Here is a 24,392-nt window from a genome sequence, read left to right on the forward strand (position 1 = left end):
AAATTTTATTTGTATGACAACAAAAAACTTTTTCGTTTCAGGAACATGCCTGAAACAAGGAATGATGGCTATAGCCATCGTACTTTCATCAATCAGCTTTACTGCTTGTAGCGATGATGACGATAAGAACGCACCGGAAACGGAGGTTACGGCTAAAACGGTAACATTCGAGGCTCAAAGTTACACGGAATGGACTTATTTCTCATTCGCAAAAGGAGATTTTGTAACAGTCGATCAAGAAAATTATGCTTCTGACATGAACTGGGATATTGCTTTTTTACGTTTTAACATCCGTACAAACGGTGGAGAATCAGGTAAAGGACAAGGTGCCGTTCTTGATACGAAAGAAACAGATCTCAACAAAGTTACTTCTATCCCCTCTACAGGATTTATCACAGATAGTAAAATCAGCGTGATGGCCTCTGGCGGTATGCCTCCAAAATATGTAGAGACAGCAGGAAGCCCAGTTTTCAAAGTCGGAGAAAATCAGGGATGGGCTTTTTATAACTATATGGCAAGTACATGGAGCTATAACAATAACGTATTCATTGTTCGGACGGCCGACGGTCTATATGCAAAATTGATCATGAAGTCATTCCTGAATGATGAAGATAAATCCGGTCACATCACATTCGAATATGTTTATCCGTTTAAATAATAACTAAGCTTTCAATTTAGCAGGGAAGGAAGACACATTCGACACACATTTTCTCATTTTCCGGACTTCCTTCCTGCTAAACTTGATAAAAGATTTATTACAATTTTATGTCTGCAATTCAATTCCTCCGTCGACACAAATCCGCAGGATGGAAAGCCGGGCTGGCGCTTTTGCTGGTACTCGGCTTATATGCTTTTTATAGCCTCTTGCTTTCGCCTACCCGTATCGCACTGGTGAACTTCCCGTCATACCAGGTTTCCAATATCGCCATGTCGACCGACAGCCGTCTGGTACAGGTCGACGAAGTGACAGCCGAACAGGCGTCGTCTCTGAAAAACTATGACGCGATTCTTTTGTTCGGACCGGGATTGCGTTTGACAGACGAACAAATCAACAACATCGAAAAAGCCGGAAAGAAAGGGGCTGCCGTCTACACTTTCGTGTTCACTTCCGGGCTGATCGCCAATCAGCATGTGGACAGCCTGCAACAAAAACAGCTTGACACCTATTACGACAACCGCAGCAAGTCGAATTTCCGTAATATGCTACACTATATACGCAGCACATTCGATAAACGGAAACTGTTCAAACCGGAAGTAAAAGCTCCCCAGATCATTCCCTCCAATATTTTCTTCTATCTGGAAGACGGGGTATTTTACCAAACAGCAGACGAATTGACCGATTATCTGCATAAAAAGAACATATACAAAGAAGGTGCTCCGCGTATCGCTTTTGTCACCGGCATGACCTCGCCTTTGGAGGGAAACCGCGGATATATAGACAGCATGATCGTTCGCTTATCGGATGCCGGCTTCAACGTTTATCCTCTTTCCTCTGCAGCTAAACGGCAGGAACTGATGGAAAGCGTACACCCTGATGCCGTTGTCTACTTGCCGATGGGACGGCTGGGAGGCGATAAGACCGTCAAATGGCTGACTGAAAATAACATTCCGCTGTTCTGTCCGCTGTCCATCATGCTAAACAGGGAAGAATGGCAGGATGAAGACAGCAACAAAGGCGTAACGGGCGGTTACCTGGCTGCACGCATCGTGTTACCGGAGATAGACGGTTCCATCGATCCGTTGGTAATCTCTACACAAAACAAACATGAAAACGGTTATTTCGTGTTTGACGGGGAAACGGAACGGCTTGAAAACTTCACACTAAATGTGAAAAACTATATGCAATTACGGAAGATTCCGAATAAAGACAAACGCATCGCTATCTGCTATTTCAAAGGAGCCGGACAAAGCGCCCTCGTTGCCGCCGGCCTGGAAGTGGCTCCCTCTTTATACGGACTGTTGAAACGGTTGAAACAGGAAGGCTATTCCGTTACCGGTCTGCCAGACACGTTCGAGGCCTTCAACCGGCTACTGAAACAACAGGCTCCGGTGCTGGGCGCTTATGCCAAAGGCGCACAAGCCGACTTCATGCAAAACGGCAACCCGGTATGGATACCTAAATCCGATTACGAAAAATGGGCCGGAGAAGTAATCGCGCCAAGCAAATACCAGGAGGTGATCGATAAATACGGAGAGGCTCCTGGCAATTATCTGAGTGAGGAGCATGAGGGAGAGCCTTCGATCGCCATCGCCTGCCTCCGCTTCGGCAATGTCGCCTTATTCCCACAACCGCACGCAGCCGAGGGTGACAATGAGTTCCAGATTGTACATGGGGCGAGCGTAGCACCGCCTCACGCCTATATCGCCCCTTATCTATGGGCACAAAAAGGGTTTAAAGCGGATGCTCTGATCCATTTCGGCACACACGGCAGCCTGGAATTTACACCGGGTAAACAGGCCGGATTGTCAAAAAAGGATTGGCCGGACTGCCTGATCGGCAGCCTTCCGCACTTCTATTACTACAGTATCGGGAATGTCGGTGAAGGCATCATTGCCAAACGACGTACGCATGCAGCCCTGATCTCTTACCTGACACCTCCTTTCATGGAAAGCCGGACACGTGGCCAATTCTCCGACTTGTTTAAAGAAATAGACTGTTGGTACAACGCACCGGAAGAACGACAACCGGAATTTTCCAAAAAGATAAAAGCAATCGCTCTCAATATGGGATTACATCGGGATTTGCAATTAGACAGCATCCCGAACCGACCATTCATTGCTGAAGAAATCGAACGCATTGAGAACTATGCAGAAGAAATTGCCAATGAGAAAATGACCGGACGGCTTTATACCTCGGGTCAGTCTTTCAGCCGGGAAGAGATCGAGTCCACTATTATTGCCATGTGCGCCGATCCGATCGCCTACAGTCTGGCACGTCTTGACGAATTGAACAAAAAGATCACTCGGAAGCAGTTGGAGAGCAATGCTTTCATCTCCCACCGCTATCTGACGCCGGTCAAAGAGAAATTGCACCGGTTGCTCGCTTCGTCACAAGTAGATGAAAACCGCCTGCTGCAAGAAATCGCATCTCTCAGCCGTACCGACCTCATGAAAGCCCGCGCAACCGATATGGCGGTCAACCCACGGCAAATGTCCATGAGCGAAATGATGGCTCTCGCAGAAAGTAACGGGAATGCCGGAGACAAAAACAAAAACGACGGTGAAATGAAAATGCCTGCCGGAATGCCTAAAGTAGGTAAAATGCCGGACTGGGTGAAAAAACGGATCGAAGCTCGTAAAAAAGCCCGCCAAGAAGGGAAGAAAGATATTCTTCCCGAAGTACCGATGGAAGAAAAAGAGTTTTCTTTCGCCGTGCTGGAGATTGAACGCACTTTGAAAAACGTCCTAAAGTACCGGGACCTACTGACAGCTTCTCCCGAAAAGGAACAACAGGCGATCCTTCACGCCCTGAATGGCGGTTACCTCGCGCCAACGCCGGGTGGTGATGTCGTTCTGGCTCCTAATACGTTGCCGACCGGACGTAACATGTATTCCATCAATGCGGAAGCGACTCCGGGCACACGTGCCTGGGATAATGGGAAAGCCTTGGTGGAAACGACACTCCGGCAGTATTTTGCCAAACACAATGCCTATCCTCGCAAAGTCAGTTATACATTCTGGGCAGGTGAATTTATCGAAACGGAAGGAGCCACTTTCGCCCAAGCGCTCTACATGTTGGGAGTCGAACCGGTACGCGACGGCATGGGACGTGTCACCGATCTGCGCCTGATTCCTTCCAAAGAGCTCGGACGACCACGAATCGATATTATCGTTCAGACATCCGGACAGTTACGCGACTTTGCCGCCTCACGTCTTGCCATGCTGACGAATGCAATCAAACTGGCAGCCAAATCTGAAAATGACGAATTCGGTAACTATGTCGCCGAAGGAACGGTCGAATCGGAAAAACTGTTGGTTGAAAGGGGAATATCTCCTAAAGAAGCACGCGAACTGTCCACCATGCGCATCTTCGGTGGTGTAAACGGCAGCTACGGAACCGGTATCATGGGGTTGGTGGAAAAAGGGGATGCCTGGGATAGCGAAAAACAGATTGCCGACACCTATCTCAATAATATGGGAGCCATTTATGGCGATCCTGACAAGTGGGGAGAAGTGGTGAAAGATCTGTTCGAAATAGCTCTGCAACGAACGGATATAGTCATACAGCCCCGACAAAGCAATACGTGGGGAGCCTTGAGCCTCGATCATATATATGAGTTTATGGGAGGTTTGAATCTCTCTGTCCGCAACGTTACGGGCAAAGACCCGGAAGCCTATCTTTCAGATTACCGGAACCGGCATAAAGTACGGATGCAGAATCTGAAAGAGGCGATCGGCGTAGAAAGCCGTACGACTCTGTTAAACCCGGAATATATAAAGGAGAAGATGAAAGGCGGTGCCACTTCCGCCGGGACATTCGCCAAAACCCTCCGGAACACATACGGCTGGAACGTCATGAAGCCCGCTACAATCGACAAGGAGCTGTGGGACGAACTTTACAAAATCTATGTAAAAGACGAACTGCATCTGGGCATTCATTCTTTTTTCAAAAAGGAAAATCCAGCCGCCCTGCAGGAAATGACAGCCGTCATGCTTGAGACGGCTCGCAAAGGGTACTGGAAAGCCACGGACGAACAATTGAAGGATCTCTCGGCTTTACATATCGAACTGATCAAAGAATTCCATCCGGCTTGTTCCGGTTTTGTCTGCGACAATGACAAACTGGAAGACTTTATCGCCGGTCATGCCGATGCACAGGCAACTGAAACGTATCGCCGCCAGATCAACATAGTAAAAGAAGCTCCGGTAGAGACAGGCAAATCCGTCGTGCTGAAAAAAGACCGTCTGGACCAAATTCCGGAACAAGAGCAGAATGACCTTAACGGCTTTGTCGTTGCCATTGCCGTCGTTGTTATTTTCTGCGGCATCGTATTGATTATGAAACGGAGAAAACGATAAATATGGAATATGTAGTCGGCATATTGTTAGGATTCATCACACTGAGCTTTTTGCTGAAGATCGGATTTTATCCCTCATTCCGGCAAATCGCATTGGCAGCGGTGGCTTGCGCCGGATTCGTATTGCTGATCTGGAACCAGGCAGCAGAACAATCCCGTACACAGATTGCCGACTTTCTTGCCTCTCCGAAACGGATGCAGGATGCAGCCGTATGGATCACCCTCGAAGCGGCGGTCATGATCGCCTTTTGCTTCGACTGTTTTGTCGGTTACCGCCACCATGACAATTTGTTCAAACGAAGTATATCCTGTTTCCTGAGTGTTTATCCGGGATTATTGATCGGGGCAGTCCTGGGATATGCACTTACACAGACAATCTTTGCCTTTCCGGGAACCGATTTCAGAATCGTTGCGGGTTGGTTTGCAGCTTCGACCGGAACGGGAATCGCCTTGGCCGCATGGCTTTTCCGGAAATATCTGGGCGACAGCAGTCTCAGGCTGGAATTATTATTTGCAACAAACCTTTTTATCCTGCTTATGGGCATTATAGCAACGGAAAACGGACAAACCTGTTATCAAAGCGTTTCCAACGTCGATTGGAAAACAACGGTTACCACACTTGCCGTGTTTATTGCCGGTGCAGGTCTGGGATTTATATGGAAACTTATTCATAAAACAAAGTTATGACATCGATATCAAATGCTTTATTCTGGATTTCCAACGGATTGTTGGTTCCCGTAGTCGTTCTTTTACTCTTATTTTTCCTCCGTGCGATCTTGATGGTCGGAGGCTTCTTCGGCGAATTCTGGCAAAAGACCAAACTGCAACAACAGATGAACGATATGCTGGAAAAAATGACTCCGGAAAATGCCGAAGAACTTTACAGGCAATTATCCGGGAATAAAAATATTCCGGTCCTTCACTGCCTGCACAAACTCTATGACCACAAAGAAAACGACGCTTATTGTGAACGTTTGCTTGCCAATTACGAGGTCGATGCGGAAAAGGAAGTGGGCCGTTCCCGTTCTCTTATCAAATTAGGTCCGATGCTCGGGCTGATGGGAACACTGATCCCGATGGGACCGGCTCTTGTAGGCCTTTCAACCGGAGATATCGCTTCTATGGCCTACAATATGCAAGTCGCTTTTGCCACGACTGTCGTCGGCATGGTGATAGCTGCAATCGGGGTAATCACGTTGCAAGTGAAACAACGCTGGTACGCCCGCGATATGAACGACCTAGAGTATATCTATAAAAACCTGCGCCATGAAAAGGAATAAATTGCTTCACAGCGAGGCAGATGCCGATCCGATGGGTGTCGTTGCCAATCTTTTCGATGTGGCAATGGTTTTTGCTGTCGCATTGATGGTTGCCCTTGTTACCCGTTTCAACATGACTGAGCTCTTTTCCAAAGAGGACTTTTCCATTGTCAAAAATCCAGGTAAGGAAAATATGGAAATCATCACGAAAGAGGGCGAAAGCATCCATCGGTACATTCCTTCCGAACAACAGGAGAAATCCGGCAAAAAAGGGCGTAAAGTCGGAATTGCCTATGAATTGGAAAACGGCGAAATTATTTATGTACCGGAATAAATAAATCATCATTTGGATGTTTCAAATATTCTTAGATTATCCTCAAAATACCCCCTGGTTATTTTATTTAATTAGGGTTCACACTATTCGGGGGACTCTGTAGATCAGCAAGTTGCTGTGAACCCTGTGAATGCAGGATAAAAAAAGGCGGGATCGATCGATAGGATTGGCTGATCGTAAACAGGTTTCACAGCCTTCACAGCAAATTGCTGGCCATTAGCCTTTTACCGCCGTGAACCCTGTTTTTTAGTTTTGTCATATAAGGGATCTGATTGGTTCCTGTCCAATAAAATATAGGTTATAGGCTAAAAAATACAGCCTTTAGCCTGTCCGGGAAAAGCCTATAGGGTAGCAGCAAAAAGGTAGGCATCTATCCGCCAACCGATGCCTGTCTTTTCGGGAAGCGACAGGCATCTATTTTCAAAACACCGGTGATTCGATTTTAAAACATCTATGCTTTGCGATCAAAACATAGGTATTTTGAAGGGTAGGTACAACTTCGTGAAAATGAATTTGTTTTTTTATCCGCTTTTTGTACGGACAGAGATTTTTCTTATCTTTGCCGCAGTTTTGGTTTTGCGACTCCCAATCGCTACGGGAGCGCGATGAAAAGGGAATCAGGTGCGAATCCTGAACAGACCCGCTGCTGTAAGTTCCTCTCCAAATCTTTGAATACGCTGCAAGCCACTGTCCGTCACCGGATGGGAAGGCATTCAAAGACGGAACAAGTCAGAAGACCTGCCAAGAACGAACATAGTTTTAATGCTTTCGGGAAATAAAGCAGCAAAACATCGAGTCAGGTCATTCTTTATCCCTTTACATAAAGAAATCATTTCTCTTTGTGTGCATTCCCTTAAGCAAGTCATGAATCGCTATATCAAGGATTAAAATGAAAGTCTTTGTACATGTATTTCTTTTGCTTGTCTGCCTGTCGCAATCGAACCTGACGGCACAAAACAAGGTCATGCTCTCCGGGAAAGTCACCGACCGGCAAGGCACACCCCTGCCGCTGGTAACGATCGCCATCGAAAATACGGCTTCCGGCACTTATACGGATGACAAGGGGTACTATTCCCTGGAAGTATCCCCCGGCAAACACACGTTCGTCGTCTCCTCCTTAGGATACCAAACAATCAAAATCCCACTCGATCTCTCCCACAGCAAAACCCTCGATTTCAAACTGGAAGAAAGGTCCGTAAACCTGAACTCAGTGGAAGTGTACGGGAAAACGCAATCTCAACAGGCAAGAGAAAGTGCACTTTCAGTCAATGCACTTGATGTCAAGCCTATCATTAATTCGCTTAACAACCTGAATGAATTAGTGAATCGCACAAGCGGTGTCAAAGTGCGCGAAGAGGGAGGCGTAGGTTCCGACTTCGACCTCTCGATCAACGGGCTGTCAGGCAATTCCGTCCGTTATTTCATTGACGGTGTCCCCTTAGATAGCAAAGGGAGCAATGTGACGCTCGCCAATCTGCCCGTCAACCTGATCGACCGGGTAGAGATCTATAAAGGCGTAGTACCGGCCTCATTGGGTACGGATGCATTAGGCGGCGCCGTCAACATCATCACCCAGACGGAAAAGAAAAACTTTCTGGACGCTTCTTACAGTATTGGTTCCTTCCACACACATCGTGCCGACCTGAACGCACAGTTTGTGGGACGGCGCACCGGATTGATCGTGCGTCCTGCCATCGGCGTCAACTATTCGAAAAACGACTACCGGATGAAAGACGTACAGATGCGCAATGAGACAGGCGACCAATTTATCTACGCCAACCCCAAACGGTTCCATGACGGTTATTTTTCGCTATTGGCACAGATAGAAGCCGGAATCACAGGTAAATTCTGGGCTGACGAATTCTTTGTTTCCGCTTCCTACTCTAAAACGGACAAGGAGTTGCAGACCGGCTCCGTGCAGACCAAAGTATATGGTATGGCCGAACGAAATTCGGATGCCTGGAACATATCGGCGCGTTACAGCAAATATAATTTCATTACCGAAGGCATGACATTGAAAGCGACTTTGTCGCACACATGGGACCATTCCATTACGATCGATACGGCCTATCGGAAATATTATTGGGATGGAGGCTATATCGTGAGCCAGCGCAACGAAATCAGAGGCAATGAACCCTCCATACGCCATTATAAACGCCCTCTGACTATCGCGCGTGTCAATTTGGATTACCGGTTGGACGGGCATCACGGCCTCAACCTGAACTATCATTTGAGCCGCACCGGAAACGATCGCTACGATGACCTGGACCAAAGTTTCGAACCATCAAACGATGCCGTTACCAAACATATTATCGGACTGACCTACAGCCAGTCGTTTTTTGACGGGAAGATGCAGAATGTATTCTTTGCTAAAGATTATGTGAACCGTCCGAATATCCGGCAAACCGACCAGTCCACCGTGACGGGATCGGACAAAGTGTTGGGTTCCGCCACCAAAAATTATTTCGGATATGGTACCGGACTGCGTTACATGTTCTTCGACCCGTTGGCGGTAAAGGTTTCTTATGAACACAGCGTGCGCCTGCCTATCGCTCGCGAACTGTTAGGCAACGGGACCACTATCTATGCGAATGTAGCGCTGGAACCGGAAAAGAGCAACAACGTCAATCTTGCCTTGTTCGGCACATGGCATCCTGCCGGCAGACATACGATTTATTACGAGGCAAACGGATTCCTGCGTTATGTGGACAATTATATACAGACCTCCGTCATTGAAAAAGAGGGTATGATGCAGTTTGTCAACGATCCCGCCGTCCACATCAAAGGAATGGAAGGGGAAGTTCGTTATGATTGGGACGGCCGCTTGCAACTCATGGCCAACGTCAGCTACCAGGATGCCCGTGACCAGCAAAAATACAAAGAAGACGGCAAACCGTCCGCCACGTACGACAACCACGTGCCCAACCGTCCCTGGCTGTTCGGCAGTGCGGAGGCAAGCTACACGTTCCGCAACCTCCTGCAACAAGACAACAAGCTACGTTTAGGCTGTACGTTCCAATGGGTACATTGGTATTTCCTGACCTGGGAAGCCTATGGCAACCGCGATACCAAAGCCCGTATCCCTTCGCAACATATCTGCAATGCCAACGTCACCTATTCATGGAAGCAGGACCGTTATAACATTGCATTGGAATGTTCGAATTTCCTCGATGAAACGGCTTATGACAACTATAAGCTGCAAAAGCCCGGACGCGCTTTCTTTGCAAAGTTCAGAGTATTCATCAATTAACATTCATATTTAAAAACAAGAGAAAAATGAAGAAGTTCAAATTCACATTGCTTGCCTTCATGACCGCCCTGATCTCACTTGGTTTCACGGCTTGTTCTGATGACGATGATTTGAAAGACGTATCTGTGACCGGTGTCACGATCACCCCGACCGCATTAACACTGAAAACGGGAACTACAGGAACGCTGACAGCGACCGTAGTTCCTGAAAATGCAACCGTAACGGCTGTTACCTGGAACAGTTCGGACACGAATGTAGCTACAGTGGACAAAGGGGTAGTAACGGCTATTTCCGAAGGTTCGACCACGATCACGGTAAAGACGGATGACGGTGGGTTCACTGCCGCTTGTGAAGTAACCGTAGCAAGTGACGCACCCGCTTTCGACGAAAGCAAATACCACTTCGACCTGTTCCTGACCGTAGGAAAACATGGCGGCATGAGCAGCAAGAACACGACGGTTGTCAACAGTATCGATAAACTGACAGCCGATATAGGGACCATCACTGTAAAAGGTGAAGGGACCGAATTGGGAGACTACTCGATGGAGAGTATCTCGAAGGGAAAATATTACTACCAGATCCCTTCAAGCAACGACCGTTTCGTGAAGTATCAGATCAAAGACAATAAAATAGTAGAAATTACATCACGACCGTTCAAAGACAACACATATAAAGTACGCGCTTATTCTCACGCCTGGATCGACGACAACACACTCGTCATTATGGCGGCAAGTGGAAAAGCGGACCAAATTCTTTGGACCAAGTTGAACGTCAGCGATATGTCGATTTTGAAGGAAGGTGTATTGGATATTGCGTTACCAAAATCTGAAGTTGAAGGCGAAACGACAGAAAAATTCTCCTCGTCAGGTATCCTCACCTATAACGAAAAAGCAGGAAAGCTCTATTATTTCTATTTCGGGAAAAACGGCGTATCCGGAAGAGGAGGCAAAACCACTACTGCGTTTCACACGGCAGTCATCAATCCTTCCGATATGGCAGTAGAAATCACCAATCGAAACTCGCTTGCGGCTGAAATGGCAGGAAGCGCATACGGTCAATTGATGCAAGATTGCGTGATGTATGACGAAAACGGGGACCTCTATTTAGCCGCATTTACCGATGCCAATGGCATAGAAGAAGGACACCTGTTGCGCATCAAAAACGGGGAAACCGATTTCGACCCCGACTACGAAGGTTATCCGGATGCAGACGGTAAATTGCTTACCATCCAGTATTTGGGGAACGGCAAGGCGCTTGCCTATGCCCGCAATGATGCGGCAGGCACGGCGATCGACAGTTACAGCCATTATTATTCCATCATAGACCTTGCCACAGGTGACAGGACACGCTTGAGCTATGGCGGCAAAGAACTTGCTTACAGCGGCGGCCGTTTCTCACAGCGTTCTGTCGTCTTCAACGAGAAAGCCTATTTCGGCGTGAACACCGAAACGGATGCCAATGCCGTCATCTACATCTACGACACAAAGAACGGAACTGTAGAAAAAGGAGCGGAAGTGGCCGGTCAATTCTACTTCGACATGATCCGCGTGGTGGAAAACGATTGATCCGCCCTGCCAGAATCCATATTTCAAACGAAGGAGGTGTGCAAAACACCTCCTCTTGCGTGAAACGGCCCGGTTCCGGAATCTCGCTTCTGCACTAAGTCAGAATGCGACGGATTCTTGTCATTATTTTCTTTCGTTTCAGGATGCATACGATGGCTGCCGGTACGGCAATAATTCCCCCGATGATGGCAAACACCTTGATCCAGGCAATCAGGATATTATTCTCACGCAACAGATGAGCATGTTCGTCAGCCGAAGCAAAACTCAGGTTGGCGACCTTGGCAACCTGCCCCAACATCTTCATCGGAATCGAACCATCCGGAATGTCCCGGTGGCAAGCCATACAGGTCCCGCCGCGAGATAGGCATTCGAGCTGGTCGGCTGTCAGAGGCATGGAGGTCGGCCAATGCGTATCGATCGTCTGTACCTGGTGACCATCGGAAGCAAGCAGTTGCATGAAATCACCGTGCAAATCTTTGATGGCACTGATCTGTGCACGAGTATAATGGCTGACATTACCGGTACCGGCATCGACTACATCGGCATAGCGAGTAACGGCAGGTTCGGCATCATACAGGCCGCCATCCGTTCCGTAGCCCATCGCTTGCAGGTTTCCGTGGCAATCGGCACATTCGCGGGAGGCCTTTGAGGTTGTATGCGGATTCAAAGGAGCCAGTTCGATTGCATCATAGCCGGCTGCCGTCTTGGCCACCCGGTTCCAGACAAGTGTCTTGCCATCCGGTCCGATCACTGTTCCGACAGTCTGGATCACACCGACCAGAGGCGTGACACGTCCCTCGCCATTAATTCCTAATGGAGGATTCTCCCCTCGCATATGGCTGTAATCGCCGTATGTGGGAGCACCCTTTTGCATCACATATTTTTTATGGTAATCGGCAGTCGTACCGTCCTGTGCAACCTGTTCCGGAGAATCGAGCCAGTCGATAGATTCTTTTGTATAGTCGATTACATACTTATAACCATAGTATTGGGCTGCCCAAGTCGAATGGCATGCATAGCATTCTAACTTTTCCATATGCTTGGAGACGGCAACCATAGCTGTTCTTGCTTTTACGGGATCAGACCAGGTACCGGTTTTCTCCATTTGCTTCAGGAGAGGGACATTGAAATCCAGCCCGGTCTCGGAATGGACCATGACCTTATCACCGTCTTTCACGACATTACCGAAAGCATTGCCTCGCACCGTAAGCAAATAGCCGTCTTGTTTCGGATAGACCGTTGCAAAACGGGAAGTGACCTCCATCGGTGCGTCAGCCAGGCCACGCGCCTCGTCTCCATCCGGTTTCTTACCAAATTCGTCACCATAGCCGATCGGCAATTCCCAGGGATATCTGTCGGGGGTGCCATGACAGTCGGCACATTCTATCTCGACAGTAGCAAGCGTGGTAGTTCCTATATTGCCGTTGCCGTGCATGGAATTGGTCGTATGGCAATCCTGGCACAGCAAACCGGTTACGCTTTTGCCGTCCTTGTCGATCCGGTGATGGGCATCATCGCGCATATATTTGAAAACATAACCGCCATTGGTCTGCTGCGGCAAGCCTTTCTCATCGAAAGGCCCCCGATTGTCACTGTGGTCCAGAGCCATTAACCCTTGATAGGCATGTCCAATGCGACGGCCGGCGGAATGGCAGGAAGCACAGGTAGAAACCTGTATGCCGGACAAAAGCTTACCATTCACTATCTGAGGGGACTTACGCGTACCCTGCATCGCATGGACCAGCAGATGGCCGGTAGCTTTCTTGTCTATCGAAAGATCGCCTCCTTCATAATAACCTTCATTACTGTAAAGGCTGTGACAGGCGGCACACCCCATCCCGCGATAATGCCCTCTGTCCTGCATTCCTTTGTTACTTAAATGGCAGGCGTTACAATTCCTCAAATAGGTAAATGCGGCCTGTTCCGGCATCTCTTCCAGCTTGTCCAACGAGGCTTCGGGGACTTTTTCCAGTTTATCGGGGAATTGTCCGGGGAAGTTCCGGGCCATTTCTTTCATATAGGCTTTATAGGTATCCGAACCGAAACGGGGAGTATGGCCATCCGGATCGTCTATCCGGTGGTCGGCATAAACATGGTCATGGTTCTCCGTGCCGATCCCCCAGCTCCACATGATGGCTTTCATCTTACCGGCGTCGGTATTCATATTGGAACGGCGTACGTTGTATGTATGGTCGCCATGACACAACCCGCAAGTATTGTTATTCACCTGCAAGGCACCGGGCACGGGCGTAAAAGAGGCGAGCCGGCTTCCGGCAGGCGCTCCGCTATGGGCGAGCCGGCTATTAATCGTTTCTGCCGGATTTCCGCCATGACAGACCACGCAACCGTTCGGATCTCCCATCGAAGCGCCTTTTGCCAGGATTGCCTGCATCATGCCCGACTGCAAAGGACGTGCCGGCTCTATTCCTTCATGACAGACCAGGCAATACTGTTTCCCGGCCGGAAAAGACCCGCCGTCGACCTGCTGCACGACCTGCGGATCAGGCAAAGGCGACGAAGAGGCAGGAACAGCCTCTGCGGCGGAAACAAAGACGGTATCTCCGCCTTGCCATAAAGACCAGTAATAAGAGACTACGACAAAACAAGCAATAACCGCCCCGGCTAAGACAGTTATATCCAGCATTCTTTTTAGAAACGTTTTTTTACCCATGATATAAGATGATAATCGTTACAGAATCCCTATTTTAAATAATAACAGTGAAAACAGTAAAAGGTTGAAAGCATTCCTGTTTTATCTCTCGGATAAGAGGAAATAATTTAATTCATATCAGTTATCGGAAAACAGTCGATATATTCAGACCGGATTTTTGAACCTTTCCGGCTGATATAAAGTTATATAATCGAAAACTATATTTAAGAAGTAAGGGTTAAAATACACAAATAATAAATTATCACATCATTCGGATATGAAACACAGAATGTTCTTTCTGCTGGCAAGTGTATTGCTGGCACTCCCGGCAACCGGTATGGAATTGCCAAAAGACTCGACCGCCACTTGGCTTGAGACAATCACAAGAGGGAAAGAATTGCCACATCTTAAATTCAGTGGATTTCTCAGGTTCAACTATAACTATTCGGACTGGAAAGAAGGTTCGAAGAAACGGGGAGGCGACTTCGGGTATGATCTTTTTAAGTTGGGAGTGGCCGGATCATATAAAAAGATTTTATTGGATGTGGATTTCCGCTTCTATGCAAAGCCTTCGGGCGGCGCCATGCTGAAATCCGGCTGGATCGGGTACAAGTTCAATGACAGACATCAGTTGCAGGTCGGGCTGACACGCGTGCCGTTCGGTATACAGCCATACGGCGCACACAACTATTTCTTCCAAATCGCATACTATCTGGGATTGGAAGACGATTCGGATATGGGAATCAAATATTTGTACACCGCCGACCGGTGGGAATATGCCCTCGCTTTCTTCAAAAACTCGGAAGAGGAACTGTTCGGATCGGATTCGGAAACGGCAGGAGATCGTTACAGTTACGATGTTGCGGGCCGCAACAAAGAAGTCAACCAGTTCAACGGACAGGTCTTCTATAAATGGGGAGACGGAACCCGGCAGAAGATAGGCGCATCCGCCGAATTCGGCATGCTCTACAATCTGGATACTGAAAAGAACGGTACGCATTATGCGTTTGCCGTCCATCATGAACTGTACTGGAAGGGATTAAGCCTCAAGACGCAGGTATCCACCTATGCCATGTACCCGAAAAACAAGCCGGGAGAAACTCGCGACATTGTGACGATGACGGCATTCAACGCTCCTTACGAGATAGCGGCAAAGGCAAATATCTATTCTGTTAGCGCCGGATATACAATTCCTTTTTCAAAAGGGATCGTGAACAGTATCCAGTTCTACAACGACTTCGGCTGGATGCAGAAATGGGACAAATCATTTCATGACAGCTTCCAGAATGTCACCGGCTGTCTCATTACCGCCGGCCCGGTCCTCTGTTATGTGGATTATGCGCAAGGGTTGCACCAGCCGTGGTTCGGTCCCGACTGGAATGCTTTTGGTGCGGGGACGGGCAGTAACTCCTGGCATGCCCGATTCAATATCAGTTTGGGATATTACTTCTGACCGGTGCTACAGTAAGCGAAGGATCGTGTCGTGTATCACCCCGTTGCTCGCCACCACCTGCTCGGCAGAAGGCCAAGTGCCGCCACCGGCAAAGTCTGTCAGCCTGCCACCCGCCTGCATCAGGATCAGACCGCCTGCCGCCACATCCCACGGGCCGAGATAGCCTTCTATCCGGGCATCGAACCGGCCGCAGGCGACATAGCAAAGCTCGGCCGCGGCAGAGCCCAGCAGTCTCGTCCCTCCGGCATAGCCATACAAACGGTCTACCAGTTTTTGGGCGACCGGACGGTAACGGTCGGAATCGTAAGGGAAACCGAGCGCGACAAAAGCCTTGTCCAGAACAGCCACATCCGTCACCCGGATTTCTTTGCCGTCCAGATAAGCCTTACTTCCTTTCCAGGCATAAAAACATTCGTCACGACAGACCTCATATACAACACCTAACAATAATTCTTCCTTATTCCTCAGGGCGATACTGACACTGTAAGGGGCCATGTCGTGGATATAATTGGAAGTCCCGTCAAGCGGATCGATCACCCAGCAATAGTCCTCGTCCGTCAAGCTTCCCGACCCCTCTTCGGCAATAAACCCGGCACCGGGAAGCAATGCCGAAAGTTGTTCGACCAGACGCCGTTCGGATTCTTTATCCACATACGAGACATAATTGTGCGCACTCTTTTCCTCTACCTTCTCCCGGTCGAACTTTTGCCGTTCGTCACGCAGGAATGTACCGGCATTGCGGGCTATTTGCCGTACTTCCGCACAAAGATATTCCAGGTTCGATATTCCGATCATCGTTTCATCTTTTTATGTTCAGCCTTAATATAACGGCTCCGGGCGGTTATTATTACCGTTTTATCGATATTCCTTCTTTATTTTTAATTTATTCCCTATTTTTGTTAACGGAATGTCAAACAAAACAGACCCTTTAACCGTTATGAATATAACGAAAACACACAATAAGGACAAATGAGACGTTGGATGAAGCGAATAGGGATCATATGCCTGATACCGGTGGTATTGGTCATCCTGATTTCAATTCTTTTGTATATACCTCCCTTCCAGAATTTCGCTGTGCGGTTAGCCACCAAATATGCCAGTGAAGCTACCGGTATGAATATCGGGATCGGACAGATACGTCTATCCTTTCCGCTTAACTTGACGGTACGGGATGTGAAAGTTATGACTCCCCCCGACACGCTATTATTGCTCGAAAGTTTCCAGGTTAACATCCGTCCGCTGCCGCTGCTGAAAAAAGAAGTCCTGGTGGATGCGATCGACCTGCGTGGCGTAAAAGCCAATACAGGCAACCTGATCGAGGGAATGGTGATCAAAGGAACTTTAGGAAAGCTCTATGCCAAAGCCGACCGTATAGACCTCGGAAAAGAGATTGCCCGGTTGAACAAAATCGACCTTTCGGATACAGCCGTCACCCTTCTGATGAGCGATACGACAACAAACAAAGATACGACATCGACGGTTGTCAACTGGAAATTGGCGCTGGACCAAATCGACCTGAACCGGGTGGCGTTCGCCATGCAGATGCCGGACGATTCGCTGCGTCTTGCGACTTATATCGACAAGGCGGGACTGACCGACGGAAGGATCGACCTCGGATCGGCACGCTACGGTGCTTCCCGGTTTCTTCTGTCCGGTTCTTCCCTAAGTTACGACGGCAGCTACGATGACCCGGCTCCGGGTTTCGATCCGGCACATATTGCCTTGAATGATGTGAATATCCGGATCGATTCGCTTTTATACGGGGGAAAGGATATCGGTGCACGGATCAAAGAGTTTTCCGCCAACGACCGTTCCGGACTGACGATCAGTTCGCTGACCGGAGATATCAGCAGTGACAGCACCGCGATACAGGTGCCGGGGCTCCTGTTGAAAACACCTTACTCGGAGATCCGCCTGCTGGCCACCGTTCCCTGGAGTTCGTTCGACAATACGCCGAGCGGCACGCTCCGTAGCCTGCTGACCGCCTCGGTAGGAAAAGAAGATGTATTTGTCTTTGCCGGTCCTCTCCCCAAGGAGTTCAAGCAAGCCTATCCTCAGAAAGAAATCAGCCTGACAGCCGGAATAGAAGGGAACTTGGCTGCTCTACGGCTACGCCAGCTGAAAGGCGGACTGCCCGGCGTCTTCGATCTGAATGTCACAGGAGAGATGAAAGCCGTGGCAGACAGCATCCGCCGTTCGGGTAAGTTCCAGCTGGATGTGCAAACCGGGAATCTCGATTTTGTCCTCAGTATGTTGCCGGTATCCGAACGTTCACGCTATAACCTTCCGGCAATGCGACTGAAAGGGGAGGCGACTTTGCAGAACCAGGAGTTCCGCGCCGGCCTTTTGCTCACACAAGGCGAGGGCAGGGTCGGACTGACGGCACGTTATAACCCCGCACGGGAGTCTTACCAGGCCGACCTGAAGGTCGACAGTTTGAAACCGACCGATTTCCTTCCCAAAGATTCCCTTTACCGCCTGACCGCCTCGATCCGTGCCGAGGGGAAAGGGTATGATCCGTTTCGCGTTACCACCTGGGCCAAATTAGACGGGGAGATTACGAATATCGAGTATGGGACATACGCCGTATCCGACGTGAAGCTGGACGGCTCGTTGGAAAAGAACCTGCTGAAATTCGACCTGCTCAGCCATTATCCGCTTGCAAAGATGGATATGTCGCTGAATGCGACTCTCCATAAGAAGAAAGTGAATGCGATGCTGATCGCCGACGTGCAAAACCTGGACTTGTACGGCATGCACTTTATGAACGATTCGCTGGCGACCTCCTTCCAGCTTTTCGCAGAGGCGGAAACGGACATGGGGAAGAATAACCAGGTGGACGTTACCCTCGGTAACTGGGAACTGATGAACCCGACCGGCAAGTTCCACCCGAAAACATTGACTTTACGTGCTCATAGCGATAAAGACACGACCCGTGTCTCCTTCCACGCCGGAGACCTCGGAGTCGTCCTGACCGGTAATGCGGATATCGAGACGATGGCCGATAAGTTCACGAAAATAAACGAAGGCCTCACCCGACAGCTGGAACGCGATTCGATGATCGACATTCCGGCTTTCCGTCCGCTCCTGCCGGATATGGACCTGAAGATCACGGCCGGTAAGGATAATCCGATTTACAACATCCTGCAACAGTATTATATTACCTTCGACAACCTGGATATCGAAGCCAGCACCTCGCCGGAAAAGGGCTTCTTCCTCGATGCCGATCTCTTCAACCTGATGCAGGACACGACACGGATCGACACGATCTGCTTCATCGTCCGGCAGGATTCGCTCGGCCTGCTGTACGACACGAGAGTCATCAAGACAAAATACAGGAAGCAGCAACCTTTCACCGCCGGCTTGCGGGGAAAGGTCCGTAATACCTTTGCCGATGCCGAACTGGAATATACCGACGGCCAAGGCAAAACCGGCTTCCGGTTAGGAGCCCGTGTCGACAAGGAGAAAGAGGGATTGCGCCTGCATCTCTTCCCGGAAGATCCGATACTGGCTTTCCGCACGTTTAAGCTGAATGCCGACAATTATATCCTGTACCGCGACATAAAAAATATTGCCGCCGATGTCCGGCTGACCGGCGAGAACAACGCTTCGCTCTGGATCCATTCGCTTGCCGGAGGAGAAGGGATGGAAGAAATCCATGCCGAGCTGAGCCAGATAGACCTGGATGCGATCACAAAGGGATTCCCGGACCTCCCTTCCATGCGGGGGATGTTGAGTGCCGACTTGCAGTATGCCCCTTCGGACAGCAGCTTCATGGTGGTGGCGGACGCTCATATCGACAGCTTGTTCTATGAAGGGGGACGGGTAGGTGAACTGATGTTCAACACCGTTTACCTGCCGCTTAGCGACAAGGAACATCAGGTCGACATGCACCTTTTCCGCGATCGTAACGAGGTGGCGGCGATCAACGCCTATTACAAAATGGGTAAAACGGATTACCTGGACGGGAATATGAACATCACCGCCTTGCCGCTGGAAATGGTAAACCCGTTCATTCCGGACAATATGGCCAAACTGACGGGAGCCTTGCAAGGGGAGCTGGCGATAACCGGGACCACCTCGGCCCCTGCTGTCAACGGGTATGTGAGGATGGACAGTTCGGCGGTATATGTCACGGCAGTCGGTTCTTCCTTCCGTTTCGACAAGCAGGATATCAAGATCCGGGATAATCTGATCCGTTTCGACCAATACAACATCTATGCTTCGGGAACCAATCCGTTTGTAATCGACGGGACGATCGACATTCACAATCCTTCCCGGATGATGGCGAACCTGAAACTGACGGCTCACGACCTGCAACTGCTGAATGTGAAACGCAATAAGGAAAGCATGGTGTACGGAAAGCTGCTCGTCAACCTCAACTCGACGGTCAAAGGGCCGCTCGACGCCTTGATCATGCGAGGAGACTTACAACTGTTGGGCGGGACGAACGTCACTTACGTGATGCAGGAATCTCCGCTTACGGCCCAAGATCGCTTGGCTGACCTTGTGACCTTTACCGATTTCTCCGACACGCTGCTGACTCGCCGGCACCGGCCGGAAGCACCTCTGCCCATCGGCGGACTGGACATGTTGATGACGATCCGGATCGACCAGGCCGTCCGTCTGAACGCAGATATCACCCCCGACCAATCGAGCCGGGTGGAACTGGAGGGAGGCGGCGACTTGTCATTCCAATACACGACACAAGGTGAAATGATCCTGAACGGGCGTTATACGCTTTCGGGAGGCATGGTAAAATATGCCATGCCGATCATTCCGCTGAAAGAGTTCACGATACAGGACGGCAGCTACGTCCAGTGGAGCGGCGACCCGATGGACCCAATGCTGAACCTGACGGCTACCGAGCGGATGCGGGCATCCGTCACACAGGACGACGGCAGCTCACGGCTGGTCACGTTCAATGTCGGCGTGGCTATCAAGCAGACTTTGGAGAACCTGCAACTGCAATTTATCCTCTCCGCGCCGGAAGACCAGTCCATGCAACAAGAACTGGACAAGATGGGCGAAGGGCAACGGTCACAGATAGCCGTCACGATGCTTGTCACGGGAATGTACCTCAACATGAGCGATGTCGGCGGTGGCGGAAAGAAGCCGAGCCTCGACATGGGCGCCGCCCTGAACAGCTTCCTGCAAAGCGAGATCAACAATATCGCGGGTAGCGCCTTGAAGTCCGTGGATATCACTTTGGGCATGGAGCAGTACGACCAGAACGGCACAGGATCGGGCGGGGAGCGGACAGACTTCTCCTTCCGCTTCGCCAAACGGTTCTACAACGACCGGATCAGCATCATACTGGGCGGACGTGTTTCGACCGGACAGGATGCGGGCGCCGGGCAGTCTCAGCAGTTCATCGACAACGTATCGATCGAATACCGCCTCGACGGTAGCGGGACCCGTTACATCAAGCTCTTCCACGACAAGAACTACGAGAGCCTGTTAGAAGGCGAGATCACGGAAACGGGCGCCGGTATCGTCCTGCGCAAAAAGATGCTTCACCTCCGTGAACTCTTCATCTTTAAAAAGAACAAACCCAAGCCGGTAACGGACGACAAACAAACAGAAGAGAAAAAATGAAACACATCAAATATATTGTATCTATTTCGTTATTCCTCCTTGCTTCCTGCTCCACGACGAAGAATCTGCCGGAAGGGGAAGTTTTATATACGGGGATCAAGAAGATTGAAGTGACGGACGAGGACAAGAGCAAGGAAGGGGAAGAGGCGCTGACGGAAGTGGAGGCCGCCCTTGCCTATCCGCCCAATAACGCCCTGCTTGGGAGTTCGTCCATCCGCATTCCTTTCCCGTTCGGGCTGTGGGTGTACAATGCGTTCGTGAACAAAAGGGGGAAACTCAACAAATGGATCTTCAACAAACTGGCGGCCAAGCCCGTTTTCATCAACACGGTCAATCCGGAAGTCCGGACAAAGGTCGCCTATAACCTGCTTCGCGAATACGGCTACTTCAACGGGGCTACTTCCTATGAAGTGGAGCCGGACCCCAAGAACCCGAAAAAGGCAAAGATCAGCTACAAGGTGGAGATGAACAATGCCTACACATACGACAGCATCGCGTACGTCCGGCTACGGCATCGCATCGACACGCTCGTCCAGCGTAACATCGGAGACCGCCTTCTGCACGACGGCGATAATTTCAATGTCGTACAGCTCGAAGCCGAACGTCAGCGCATCTCTTCCCTGCTCCGTAACAACGGGTATTACTATTTCCGTCCCGAATTTATCAGCTACCAGGCCGATACGATCATGAATCCCGGAAAGGTAGCGCTCCGTATCTCTACAAAGCCGGGGCTGCCCCGCACCGTACTGCGTCCCTGGAAGATAGGCGACGTATCGGTCTTCCTGAACGGTTACAACAACGAGCCGCCGACAGATTCCATCCGGTATAAGGATATGACCGTCTTTTACGAAGGGAAGTTGCGCGTCCGTCCGAAGGTGCTGTACGACCGGCTGAAATTCCGCCCCGGCGACCTCTATTCGCAGCAACAGCAGGAAAAGACCCAGACCGGCTTCTCCCGTCTCGGCATTTTCCGCTATTCGGAAATGCAATATACTCCCAAAGACACCTCTCGCCGTTGCGATACGCTGAACCTGCAGATCAACACGGTTTACGACCTTCCGCTGGACGGCGAGCTGGAACTGAACGTGACCACCAAGAGTAATGACCAGACCGGTCCGGGCGCGATCTTCAGCGTTACCAAACGGAATGTATTCGGAGGAGGAGAGACCTTCGGCGTCAGCATGCGCGGCTCCTACGAATGGCAGACCGGCAAACGGGTTTCGGGCGGCAGCTCGGCGATCAACAGCTGGGAGTTCGGCATCAGCGGTACGCTTACTTTCCCGCAAGTGCTTTTCCCCAGCCTGATAAAGAACGATACGAAATACCCTTCCAGCACCTCCTTCCGCATCTATGCGGACCAGTTGAACCGTGCCAAATTCTTCAAGATGCTGGCATTCGGCGGAAGCGCTTCGTACGAGTTCCAGCCGTCGGCGACCAGCCACCATTCGGTGACGCCGTTCAAGCTGACCTACTCGCTGTTGCAGCATACGACGCATGAATTCGACTCCATCGTAGATGTCAACAAGGCGTTGGGGCGAAGCCTCGAGAACCAGTTCATCCCGTCGATGGGCTATACATACACGTATGACGATTCTCCCATCACTACCAAAAAGAACCATCTCTGGTGGCAGTCTTCCATCACACAGGCGGGCCTTATTCTCGACGGCGCCTATGCCATCGCCGGTAAGAGCTTTAACAAACGGGACAAGAAACTGTTAGGGAACCGCTTCGCCCAGTTTGCCAAACTAACGAGCGAAATACGGTACAACTATTATCTCGGAAAGAAGCAGCACCTGGTCGGACGCCTGATGGCCGGCGTCGCCTACAGCTACGGCAATTCGATCACGACACCCTACAGCGAACAGTTCTACATCGGTGGCGCCAACAGTATCCGGGCTTTCACGATCCGAAGCATCGGGCCGGGCAGTTACCGCCCGACCGATTCGAAATACGGCTATCTGGACCAGACCGGCGACATCAAGTTCGAAGCCAATCTGGAATACCGCTTCCCGATCTTGGGCGACCTGCACGGAGCGACCTTCCTCGATGCCGGCAACATTTGGCTGCTACGCTACGACAAAAGCCGTCCCGGCGGACAACTGAAATGGGGCCGTTTCCTGAAAGACCTGGCTTTGGGAACCGGCATCGGACTGCGTTACGACCTGACCTTCCTCGTCATCCGCCTGGATTGGGGAATCGGCCTGCATGTCCCGTACGATACGGGAAAGAAAGGCTATTACAACATCCCGGACTTCAAAGACGGAATGGGCGTCCACCTGGCAATCGGCTATCCGTTCTAAAGAAACGGTTTCGACTCTGCTTGCCGCTTCAGGAACGGCTCTTGAAGTTCCAATAGAGTCCGCTTACAAGCGGGCCGTTATATAATCGATAATGTCCAGGCACAGATGGGTGGTTCGGTCGTTCACATCCAGTTCGGGATTCAGTTCGACCAGGTCCATCGACTTGATCAGATTGGTGGAAAGTATATGTTCGACGAAATCCTTGAACTCGTCCGGCATCAGTCCTTCGCACACGCGTGTTCCCGTACCGGGAGCAAAGCGGGGATCGATGCTGTCCACGTCTATGCTGAAATGGACATTCCGTATCTTCCGTTCTTTCAGCTTCCGTTTGATATCTTCGGCAACAAAGCCGATGCCCTTCTGGTGGATCATGTCCATCGTATAAACACTCAACTGCTCACGCTCGATCAAAGCCTGTTCCCCTTCATCCAGGCTCCGGGTTCCGACCAGGAAGACATTCTGCGGATTCACCTTGTTGCCGGGCGCATAGATATTGACTAATTCCTCGCTCCCCATCCCCATCAGGGCGCTAAGCGGCATCCCATGAATATTGCCGCTGGGAGAAGTCTCGCTCGTATTGATGTCGCCATGCGCATCCAGCCAGATGATGCCGAAATCGTCAAAGCACTTTCCCACTCCTGACGCACTGCCCAGCCCTAACGAATGGTCTCCGCCGATCACCAGCGGGAAAGCCCCTCCGCGCAACGTGTCGTAGACCAACTCGGCCAGGTTATTATTGACCTCGACAATCGCATCTAAATATTTCAGACTCCGCCCGCGGGCAAACTTATCCGCCTCCGAAACCGGAGGAACATACAGATTGCCCAGGTCGAAGGCCCGATGTCCGTTTTTACGGATAATCTTCATCAGGCCCCGTTCACGCAGGTGGTTCGGGGCGCGTTCCACCCCTTCGCGGTCGCACCCTAAGTTGAGTGGGACTCCTATCACATTTATCTTCATAGGCA

General features: G+C 50.2%; 13 protein-coding genes and 1 riboswitch. Of the genes, 10 read left to right on the top strand and 3 right to left on the bottom strand.

Annotated elements, in window-relative coordinates:
* Nucleotides 1–13: 13 nt before the first annotated feature.
* The 7 genes from ACW6QF_RS09215 to ACW6QF_RS09245 all read left to right on the top strand — a co-directional run bounded on the left by ACW6QF_RS09215 (nucleotide 14) and on the right by ACW6QF_RS09245 (nucleotide 11,426).
* A complete protein-coding gene (locus tag ACW6QF_RS09215) occupies nucleotides 14–658 on the top strand; it encodes an HmuY family protein (RefSeq protein ID WP_456087591.1) in 645 nt (214 codons plus the stop codon).
* 107 nt (nucleotides 659–765) lie between these two features.
* Entirely contained in the window at nucleotides 766–5,019 is a 4,254-nt protein-coding gene (locus tag ACW6QF_RS09220) for a cobaltochelatase subunit CobN (RefSeq protein WP_456087592.1), read from the top strand.
* A gap of 2 nt (nucleotides 5,020–5,021) precedes the next feature.
* Nucleotides 5,022–5,705, top strand: a complete 684-nt coding sequence (locus tag ACW6QF_RS09225) for a hypothetical protein (protein ID WP_456087593.1) — start codon at nucleotides 5,022–5,024, stop codon at nucleotides 5,703–5,705.
* Entirely contained in the window at nucleotides 5,702–6,298 is a 597-nt protein-coding gene (locus tag ACW6QF_RS09230; RefSeq protein WP_456087594.1) for a MotA/TolQ/ExbB proton channel family protein, read from the top strand. Before ACW6QF_RS09225 ends, ACW6QF_RS09230 begins: the two co-directional genes overlap by 4 nt.
* Entirely contained in the window at nucleotides 6,285–6,611 is a 327-nt protein-coding gene (locus ACW6QF_RS09235; protein WP_456087595.1) for a DUF2149 domain-containing protein, read from the top strand. Before ACW6QF_RS09230 ends, ACW6QF_RS09235 begins: the two co-directional genes overlap by 14 nt.
* 554 nt (nucleotides 6,612–7,165) lie before the next feature.
* Nucleotides 7,166–7,371, top strand: a riboswitch (cobalamin riboswitch).
* Nucleotides 7,372–7,500: 129 nt separating this feature from the next.
* The gene (locus ACW6QF_RS09240) at nucleotides 7,501–9,861 is read left to right on the top strand and encodes a carboxypeptidase-like regulatory domain-containing protein (RefSeq protein WP_456087596.1); all 2,361 of its coding nucleotides are present in this window, start codon (nucleotides 7,501–7,503) and stop codon (nucleotides 9,859–9,861) included.
* Nucleotides 9,862–9,887: 26 nt separating this feature from the next.
* Complete coding sequence (locus ACW6QF_RS09245) at nucleotides 9,888–11,426, top strand: Ig-like domain-containing protein (RefSeq protein ID WP_456087597.1); 1,539 nt, start codon at nucleotides 9,888–9,890, stop codon at nucleotides 11,424–11,426.
* Between the two features lie 94 nt (nucleotides 11,427–11,520).
* On the opposite strand, the gene ACW6QF_RS09250 is transcribed toward ACW6QF_RS09245, so the two are convergent.
* Nucleotides 11,521–14,070, bottom strand: a complete 2,550-nt coding sequence (locus ACW6QF_RS09250) for a hypothetical protein (protein WP_456087598.1) — start codon at nucleotides 14,068–14,070, stop codon at nucleotides 11,521–11,523.
* Nucleotides 14,071–14,353: 283 nt separating this feature from the next.
* Here ACW6QF_RS09250 and ACW6QF_RS09255 point away from each other — a divergent pair, with 283 nt between their 5' ends.
* Nucleotides 14,354–15,529: a hypothetical protein gene (locus tag ACW6QF_RS09255; RefSeq protein ID WP_456087599.1), complete on the top strand. Its 1,176-nt coding sequence runs from the start codon at nucleotides 14,354–14,356 to the stop codon at nucleotides 15,527–15,529.
* A gap of 6 nt (nucleotides 15,530–15,535) precedes the next feature.
* On the opposite strand, the gene ACW6QF_RS09260 is transcribed toward ACW6QF_RS09255, so the two are convergent.
* On the bottom strand, nucleotides 15,536–16,324 hold the full coding sequence (locus ACW6QF_RS09260; protein ID WP_298547786.1) for an inositol monophosphatase family protein: 789 nt from the start codon (nucleotides 16,322–16,324) through the stop codon (nucleotides 15,536–15,538).
* 174 nt (nucleotides 16,325–16,498) lie between these two features.
* Here ACW6QF_RS09260 and ACW6QF_RS09265 point away from each other — a divergent pair, with 174 nt between their 5' ends.
* Both ACW6QF_RS09265 and tamL read left to right on the top strand, forming a co-directional pair.
* Nucleotides 16,499–21,127, top strand: a complete 4,629-nt coding sequence (locus tag ACW6QF_RS09265) for a translocation/assembly module TamB domain-containing protein (protein WP_456087600.1) — start codon at nucleotides 16,499–16,501, stop codon at nucleotides 21,125–21,127.
* Entirely contained in the window at nucleotides 21,124–23,427 is a 2,304-nt protein-coding gene (tamL, locus tag ACW6QF_RS09270) for a translocation and assembly module lipoprotein TamL (RefSeq protein WP_456087601.1), read from the top strand. The genes ACW6QF_RS09265 and tamL overlap by 4 nt, the downstream gene beginning before the upstream one ends.
* A 63-nt stretch (nucleotides 23,428–23,490) precedes the next feature.
* On the opposite strand, the gene rocF is transcribed toward tamL, so the two are convergent.
* A complete protein-coding gene (gene rocF / locus ACW6QF_RS09275; RefSeq protein WP_298547792.1) occupies nucleotides 23,491–24,387 on the bottom strand; it encodes an arginase in 897 nt (298 codons plus the stop codon).
* Nucleotides 24,388–24,392 lie beyond the last annotated feature (5 nt).

This window comes from Parabacteroides sp. (assembly GCF_977054455.1).

Coding starts and splice junctions, on each gene's coding strand:
- ACW6QF_RS09260 (WP_298547786.1), bottom strand. CDS start 16,324: ATGATCGGAATATCGAACCTGGAATATCTTTGTGCGGAAGTACGGCAA.
- ACW6QF_RS09245 (WP_456087597.1), top strand. CDS start 9,888: ATGAAGAAGTTCAAATTCACATTGCTTGCCTTCATGACCGCCCTGATC.
- ACW6QF_RS09235 (WP_456087595.1), top strand. CDS start 6,285: ATGAAAAGGAATAAATTGCTTCACAGCGAGGCAGATGCCGATCCGATG.
- ACW6QF_RS09225 (WP_456087593.1), top strand. CDS start 5,022: ATGGAATATGTAGTCGGCATATTGTTAGGATTCATCACACTGAGCTTT.
- ACW6QF_RS09250 (WP_456087598.1), bottom strand. CDS start 14,070: ATGCTGGATATAACTGTCTTAGCCGGGGCGGTTATTGCTTGTTTTGTC.
- ACW6QF_RS09240 (WP_456087596.1), top strand. CDS start 7,501: ATGAAAGTCTTTGTACATGTATTTCTTTTGCTTGTCTGCCTGTCGCAA.
- ACW6QF_RS09265 (WP_456087600.1), top strand. CDS start 16,499: ATGAGACGTTGGATGAAGCGAATAGGGATCATATGCCTGATACCGGTG.
- ACW6QF_RS09215 (WP_456087591.1), top strand. CDS start 14: ATGACAACAAAAAACTTTTTCGTTTCAGGAACATGCCTGAAACAAGGA.
- ACW6QF_RS09230 (WP_456087594.1), top strand. CDS start 5,702: ATGACATCGATATCAAATGCTTTATTCTGGATTTCCAACGGATTGTTG.
- ACW6QF_RS09220 (WP_456087592.1), top strand. CDS start 766: ATGTCTGCAATTCAATTCCTCCGTCGACACAAATCCGCAGGATGGAAA.
- tamL (WP_456087601.1), top strand. CDS start 21,124: ATGAAACACATCAAATATATTGTATCTATTTCGTTATTCCTCCTTGCT.
- ACW6QF_RS09255 (WP_456087599.1), top strand. CDS start 14,354: ATGAAACACAGAATGTTCTTTCTGCTGGCAAGTGTATTGCTGGCACTC.
- rocF (WP_298547792.1), bottom strand. CDS start 24,387: ATGAAGATAAATGTGATAGGAGTCCCACTCAACTTAGGGTGCGACCGC.